Here is a 6,480-nt window from a genome sequence, read left to right as displayed (position 1 = left end):
GCTATACGTTCTGCTGCCTCAAGCAAGTCTTTGTTTACATCCCGATACAAGCGCGACCCTGTTGAAAAAGAAATTGAAAAAGTTGCTGATAATGGCATAATTAACGAAAAGAGAAAACAAGGAATGAATACGCAAATAAGTAAAGGTAGATTTATTTTAAATGACCATTTTTTTATGAAAATAAGTGATAGATAGATACCCCATATAAAGAGAATAATAAACCTAGTCCAATAAATCATATCGGAATGAAATGTAAAGCTATCTTTAATTTGATTTTTAGTATCATAACTTAAGATTGTTAATAAAAATAATCCAATTACCCAAATTAATTTCCATATATAAGTTGACCCCTTTTTCATGAACAACACCCCCTTCGTGTTTTATTTTATAACTGTTAATACGTTCCAAAACTTAAAGAGTTCCAAAATAATCCTCCTTTAATAATTTTGACTTGTTCAACTAAACTGCTGCGTTAGCTTAAAAGAAACCCTCTTCACGACCTCTTTTTTTCGTTTTACAGCATAAAAGAGCTTGGAAATCCAAGCTCTTTTAACTTTCACTATTTTTAAATTGAATTGAAATTTACTTTTTTTCCATTACTGCAAAGTAATTATTTTCACTATCTGCAAAATTAAATACTCTACCTGAAGGCATATTTACAATTTCTCCAACTGTAACGTTTTTGTTTAATAAGTCACTATATAAATTATCGAATTTCTTTGAGAAAAACATTAAAGAAGGTGTACCAAGATTTAATTCTGGCTGCATTTTAGCGATTAGCTCCCTATTATGAAGAATAATACTTGTTTCAGCTTCATTAGATGGAGCAATTTCAATCCATCTCATTCCTTGACCGTTATCTTCCTCTGAAATTACACTAAACCCTACTTTTTCTGTCCAAAACTCCATTGCTTCATCCTGGTTATTAACATACAACATAATTTGACCAACTTTACTAATCATTGATTTTCACACTCCCTTAAATAAGTAATTACTAAACTTAATGCCCCCTAACGCTGAAAACAGAATCTACTTCAGCGACTCCAATAGCTCGTTCAAACGGTCCCAAGTTTCGGTGATGCCCTGTAGCATGCCCATGTCCATGACGGTTTTAAGAGCCTCTTCGGAAACATATTCGGCACGGTTTATCAGCTTTGTCTTTCCACCCAAATCGATGAATTCCAATGTCATCTCGGTCGATGGCAAGGACTCATTTATATTACCTTCAGCATCCGAAAAATAATCGGTATAGACAATCTTCTCCGGCTCGATAATCTCCTTATAAACCCCTTTGCCCCAGGCTTCCATACCAAAAAATTTACCCAGGTTCTGATCTACGCACTTCATACAGTAATGCCAAACGCCTCCCGGACGGAAATCGACTGTGCAGACCGGAATCTCCCAGCCCCTTGGCCCCCACCAGCGTTTCAGATGCTCCGACTCTTTAAACATCTTGAATACAAGTTCACGTGGCGCATCGAAAGTGCGCTCCAGTACCAGTAATCGATCGTTCTCTACTCTCGATACCATTTCGTTCTTTGACATTGTAACTCCTCCTTGATCATAAAATGAATTATGATTTTTCTTTGTTCTGCAATTCCTTCAAATAATCATCTAGATTGTCGAATCTTTCTTGCATCACTCGCTGGAAGGATTGTATCCAAGAATCCAGCGCTTGGAAGGGCTCGGCCCGGAGCTTGTAGATGCGGCGATTAGCCTCTGCCTGCACTTCCACTATCCCGTTGTCGCTTAGCACTTTTAGATGCTTTGAAGTTTGTGGCTGCCTCAATCCCAGCTGGTCGGCGATTTCCCCAACGGTCATGGGACCGTCACGCAAGAGTTCGACGATATTCATACGATTCGATTCAGACAAAGCGCTCAGCGTCGTCATGTTCACGCCTGGAATCTTCCCTGACATGTTGCTCACCTCGTCAAGTGATGGTCTCCGGTTAAAGCACATCTACATCATCACTAGTATTATCGTACTTTCGATTTGATTATACTCACAAAGGAATATTCCTGTCAAGGAATATTCGAAAACTAAGGTGATACCGGGTCAGTGCCGAATTCACGAAATCCTATCCTTCATAGGTTGTATACATTTATGACCAATTTATTCAATCTCCCCATTCTAACTCAGTCAGAACTAAAACGGTTGCGAGTACAATGATAATCAGATTTCACATACCTTATAACCATTAATATCAGTAATTTTTTTCACATTATGTAAAAATGGGCTTTAAATAAGTGCCTCTAAGACCCCGTGTCTGTTTTTTCTACAATTTTATCTTTCTATTTATTATCTTGGGTTTTCAGATTCTTCTCTTCCATTACACATCATGGTCGCACTACGCAATTAACTGCAACAAATTATATCCATCTTCTAATTAATAATTTATAGTTAAGTTGTATTAATACATAAGGCTTAGGATAACTTTGAATATCGCTATACATTACAATTCGGAGGAAGATCTAGATGGCAAAAATATCGAACGAACAAATTGAAATAACGCCCCTCAAAGCTGATGATCGTAATCGATGGAATGTCTTGGCACGGAGCTATAAAGCATTTTACGAAACGGAGCTCCCAGACAAGCGTTACGATGAAGTTTGGGAGTGCTTGCTAAACGACCATGAAATTTTCGGTTTAGGAGCATACTTTCAAGGAAACTTGGTCGGTTTCACTCACTTCCTATTCCATCGCACAATCTGGATGGAAAAAGCATGTTACTTACAAGACCTTTTCGTAGATGAAACTGCTCGCGGGCATGGTGTTGCTCGTGCACTTATTGAGCAGGTAGCTCAATTTGCTCGTGAACATGACTCTACTAAGCTTTACTGGCAAACTCGTTATAATAATACTACCGCTCGAGCTCTTTACGACAAGATTGCGAATCACAATGGTTTCATACGTTACGATTATCCGCTAAATTAGAACAAGTTTGGTATCAGAGTGCTTTTCAGGCAACAATTACGGGTTTTATTATTCATTCTTAGTGTCAATTGTTTTCTGGACTATTTATTACCATTGGAATTATATTAATAAAAATAAACAAACCAAAAAATAATTAACGGATGCTCAACTGCCTTTTTTCTTATTGAACTAAAGTCACAGATGAGATAACAAGCATATAAATAATAAAGGGACAGTACTTGTTTTTTTGTACTGTCCCTATTATTTATTTACTTTTTTAAACCAGCAGCAAAGAAAGGTCCATTCAAAGTAATGGTGGAAAGGATTCGAGCCATTTCTTGTGGTGTTTCTTTCCTACCACTATTCAACCATTGTTGAATTACCCCTATATGTGCAGATGCAACATAAGAAGCTAAATATTGTGCAGGAACAAGTAAACTATCCTCTTTAATAAGTGCGTTAGAGTCATTTCCAAAAAGTGTTTTCCACATAAAATCCTTTAATTTTGTTTGAAATGATAAATCTCCTTTTGGGCCTAACACAGCTTTCATAAATCCATTATTTTCATTTAAATACTCAAATAATAAAACCGCTAGTTGAAATGGTTTTAAATTAGGTGAATTTGTTTCGAGTGTAGCAATTACTGCGGGTAAGTTTTGTTTTGCAATTGTGTAAATTTCAAGCATAATTTCTTCTTCGCATTTCGTCATTAAATCAAATTTGTCTTTATAGTGTGCATAAAATGTACCCCTATTAATTTTGGCTCTAGTAGTTAAGTCTTTTACTGTAATTGCTTCAAATCCTTTTTCTTCAATTAATTCTACTAGTGCTTTTCGGATTGATTCTTTTGTCCGAATGATCCGCAAATCCGAATTATTATCTCGCATATTACTTCCTCCTTAATTTTATCCAACACATTTATAAAAGCTGTTCCGTAACCAACACATCTGCCATTTTTGATTATTGAACAAAAGAGGATTGGATACTATGATTTAAATAACAATAAACAACACGTTGTTTATTATTATAACAAAATTTAGGGAGGCTACAATTTGTTAAAAAACAAACTGTTACTAGTTTCACCCATTATTGCATTGGCCGTTATTTTTATTTTTTCATTAACATTATTTCCATCGGTTCATCCTCAACCACATAATCTACCTATTGCAATTGTAAATGAGGATGTAGGGGTGGAAATTCCAAATCAACCGAAGATGAATATGGGGCAAACACTTGTTGAAATGATACAGAAAACTTCAGCATCTAAAGAAGATGAAGAACCCGCAGTAAAGTGGGTTGAAGTAAAAAGTATTGAGGCAGTTAAAAAGGGGCTAGATAATCAGAAATACTATGCTGCTTTAGTGATTCCCAACGATTTTAGCACAAAGCAAGCATCCCTACAGACACCAACACCTACTTCACCAGAAGTACAAATATTTCTCAATCAGGGAATGAATATGGCTGCTTCAACGATGGCAGGGCAGATTTTAAATGGAGTAGTGGACAACATGAATAATACAGTCCGAGAACAATTAATTAATGGATTTGAAAAGCAAGGAACATCATTAACTATAGAACAGGCTACAATCCTTACTGCTCCAATTATGAAGAAAGTGACAAATGTAAATGAAATCGGCAGCAATAGTGCAAACGGAAATGCTCCTGTTTCCTTATTCCAACCACTTTGGATTGCAAGTTTAGCTAGTGCAGCAATTCTCTTTATTGCCGTTAGCAAATTGCCAATCAGCTCCCGAAAAGAAAGCCTTGTCACAAAGGTAGGCCAAATTTTAATGGGTGCTATTGTATCACTAGTAATTGGATTTGGCTTTACATGGATAGCAGAGGAAATGGTAGGACTGAATATCCCTCATTTCCTTGATACAGCATTATTTTTAACAATTACCTCATTCAGCTTTATCCTAATGATTTTAGCTGTCCTTTCGTTAGTTGGAATTAAGGGGATTTCAATCTTTGCCTTATTACTATTCTTTGGAGGTCCTTTACTAGCAATGGCACCTGAAATGATGTCTCCATTTTATCGGGATTGGATTTACTCATGGTTGCCAATGAGGTTTATGATACAAGGTCTACGAAATTTATTCTACTTTGGTGAAGGGTTAACTTGGAACACACCGCTTTCTGTACTTGTTTGGATTGGATTGGTAAGCATGATTGTCATACTTACTTCTGTATTAAAACGGAATAAAGTGAAGAAAGAATTAGTTTAGTTCCCTGTGACAGAAACAATCATGAAAATTGCAACATTCACGTTTGTTTGAATTAACATGATTGTTTCTGACAAAGGGTAGCTATATCTTTTGATTCTTTGGAAAAATAATTTCAAAAGATGTTCCCACTCCGACTTTGCTTTGCACTTTTACTTTGCCATGATGTTTGTCGATAATCCAATATGCAATAGCAAGCCCAAGTCCAGCTCCCGCTTCTTCAGTCCGGGATTTATCCACTTGAAAAAATCGATCAAATATTTTGGGTATATTCTCTTCCTCAATACCAATGCCATTATCCTGTACTTTTATCAAAACCGAATGAGAGGTCTGAGAACAAGAAATTAAAATTTTTCCTCCCTCTTTCGTATACTTCATAGCATTATCTATTAAAATGACCATTAATTGATGAATTCTCTCCTTGTCTCCGATAAAAAAGAAAGAAGATGGGGCATCTAATACAAGTTCTTTTTTTTGATATAAAGCTATTTCTGAGTAATGTTCGATTAACTCCTTCAATGAATGACTTAATAAAAATTCTTTCTTTTCCATCTCTAGCTGATCTGAATCAGAACGCGCCAATGTTAGTAAATTAGTAACCAGCTTTGACAATCGTCGCCCTTCTTTTGATATGACGGAAATATCAATTGCCTTATCTTGTATAGTAGAAGTCGGGGAACGCCACAATAGATCTGTCTTCGTCTGGATAACAGCTAAAGGTGTTCTTAATTCGTGAGAAGCGTCTGACACAAACTGCTGCTGCTTTTGCCATGCTTTTTTTATTGGAACGAGCGCTCTTCCAGCCAAAAAGAATCCGGCACCAACCGCACACACACTTCCAATACTTGAACCGATGATTAAAATTAATAGCAATGTATGGAGCATGTCTTTTTCAGAAGTAATGTTTCTTACAAATTGCATCGTTATCACTCCAAAATTTGGATGATGCACTTTTATTGCAATGGTTCTAAAGTGGAACCCTTCTGCTTCTATGTCCCGAAGCATTTCTAATTCTTTTGGGCGAAATTTTGTTTCATTGTCGGCAAAGATTGTTCCTCCCTCATTTAAGGTAATCAGTTCATTTTTTTCGTTCCATATCAGTAAAACAATTCGGGGGTCTCTTGGCCCTCTCGGCAAGCCATTAGGCTGTATCATCGGCCGGTGTTGTCCTGACTCAGCTATACGTTCTGCTGCCTCAAGCAAGTCTTTGTTTACATCCCGATACAAGCGCGACCCGGCATAAGAATAAATAACGGCTGCAAGTACTCCAATTAAAATAATAAAGACTAATGAATTTAATATAGTGAGTCTAATACGAGTTCGTTGAAACATTCTCTACTC

8 protein-coding genes are annotated in these 6,480 nt (G+C 36.5%); 2 read left to right on the top strand and 6 right to left on the bottom strand.

Annotated features, from left to right (window positions below; translation table 11 throughout):
- The 4 genes from ACFVR1_RS18125 to ACFVR1_RS18110 all read right to left on the bottom strand — a co-directional run.
- On the bottom strand, positions 1-359 hold a 359-nt coding region (locus tag ACFVR1_RS18125), incomplete at its 3' end, for a hypothetical protein (protein ID WP_387586030.1).
- 223 nt (positions 360-582) lie between these two features.
- Positions 583-963, bottom strand: a complete 381-nt coding sequence (locus tag ACFVR1_RS18120) for a VOC family protein (RefSeq protein ID WP_387586029.1) — start codon at positions 961-963, stop codon at positions 583-585.
- 66 nt (positions 964-1,029) lie between these two features.
- Positions 1,030-1,545 carry an SRPBCC domain-containing protein gene (locus tag ACFVR1_RS18115; RefSeq protein WP_387586027.1) on the bottom strand — a complete coding sequence of 172 codons (516 nt, stop codon included), beginning with the start codon at positions 1,543-1,545 and terminating at the stop codon, positions 1,030-1,032.
- A gap of 28 nt (positions 1,546-1,573) precedes the next feature.
- On the bottom strand, positions 1,574-1,918 hold the full coding sequence (locus ACFVR1_RS18110; RefSeq protein WP_387586026.1) for an ArsR/SmtB family transcription factor: 345 nt from the start codon (positions 1,916-1,918) through the stop codon (positions 1,574-1,576).
- 558 nt (positions 1,919-2,476) lie between these two features.
- On the opposite strand from ACFVR1_RS18110, the gene ACFVR1_RS18105 reads away from it, so the two are divergent.
- Positions 2,477-2,935 carry a GNAT family N-acetyltransferase gene (locus ACFVR1_RS18105; protein WP_387586024.1) on the top strand — a complete coding sequence of 153 codons (459 nt, stop codon included), beginning with the start codon at positions 2,477-2,479 and terminating at the stop codon, positions 2,933-2,935.
- Between the two features lie 248 nt (positions 2,936-3,183).
- Here ACFVR1_RS18105 and ACFVR1_RS18100 read toward each other — a convergent pair whose 3' ends face one another.
- Complete coding sequence (locus tag ACFVR1_RS18100) at positions 3,184-3,801, bottom strand: TetR/AcrR family transcriptional regulator (protein WP_387586023.1); 618 nt, start codon at positions 3,799-3,801, stop codon at positions 3,184-3,186.
- Between the two features lie 165 nt (positions 3,802-3,966).
- Here ACFVR1_RS18100 and ACFVR1_RS18095 point away from each other — a divergent pair, with 165 nt between their 5' ends.
- Positions 3,967-5,142 (top strand): YhgE/Pip domain-containing protein, encoded by a 1,176-nt coding sequence (locus ACFVR1_RS18095; RefSeq protein WP_387586021.1) that lies wholly within the window; start codon positions 3,967-3,969, stop codon positions 5,140-5,142.
- Positions 5,143-5,223: 81 nt separating this feature from the next.
- Here ACFVR1_RS18095 and ACFVR1_RS18090 read toward each other — a convergent pair whose 3' ends face one another.
- The gene (locus tag ACFVR1_RS18090; RefSeq protein WP_387586020.1) at positions 5,224-6,471 is read right to left on the bottom strand and encodes a sensor histidine kinase; all 1,248 of its coding nucleotides are present in this window, start codon (positions 6,469-6,471) and stop codon (positions 5,224-5,226) included.
- Between the last annotated feature and the right edge of the window lie 9 nt (positions 6,472-6,480).

The organism is Psychrobacillus sp. NPDC058041 (genome assembly GCF_042885655.1).
Taxonomy (GTDB): Bacteria; Bacillota; Bacilli; order Bacillales_A; family Planococcaceae; genus Psychrobacillus.
Note: the sequence above shows the minus strand (reverse complement) of the source record. Positions and strands in the feature narration are given on the sequence as shown.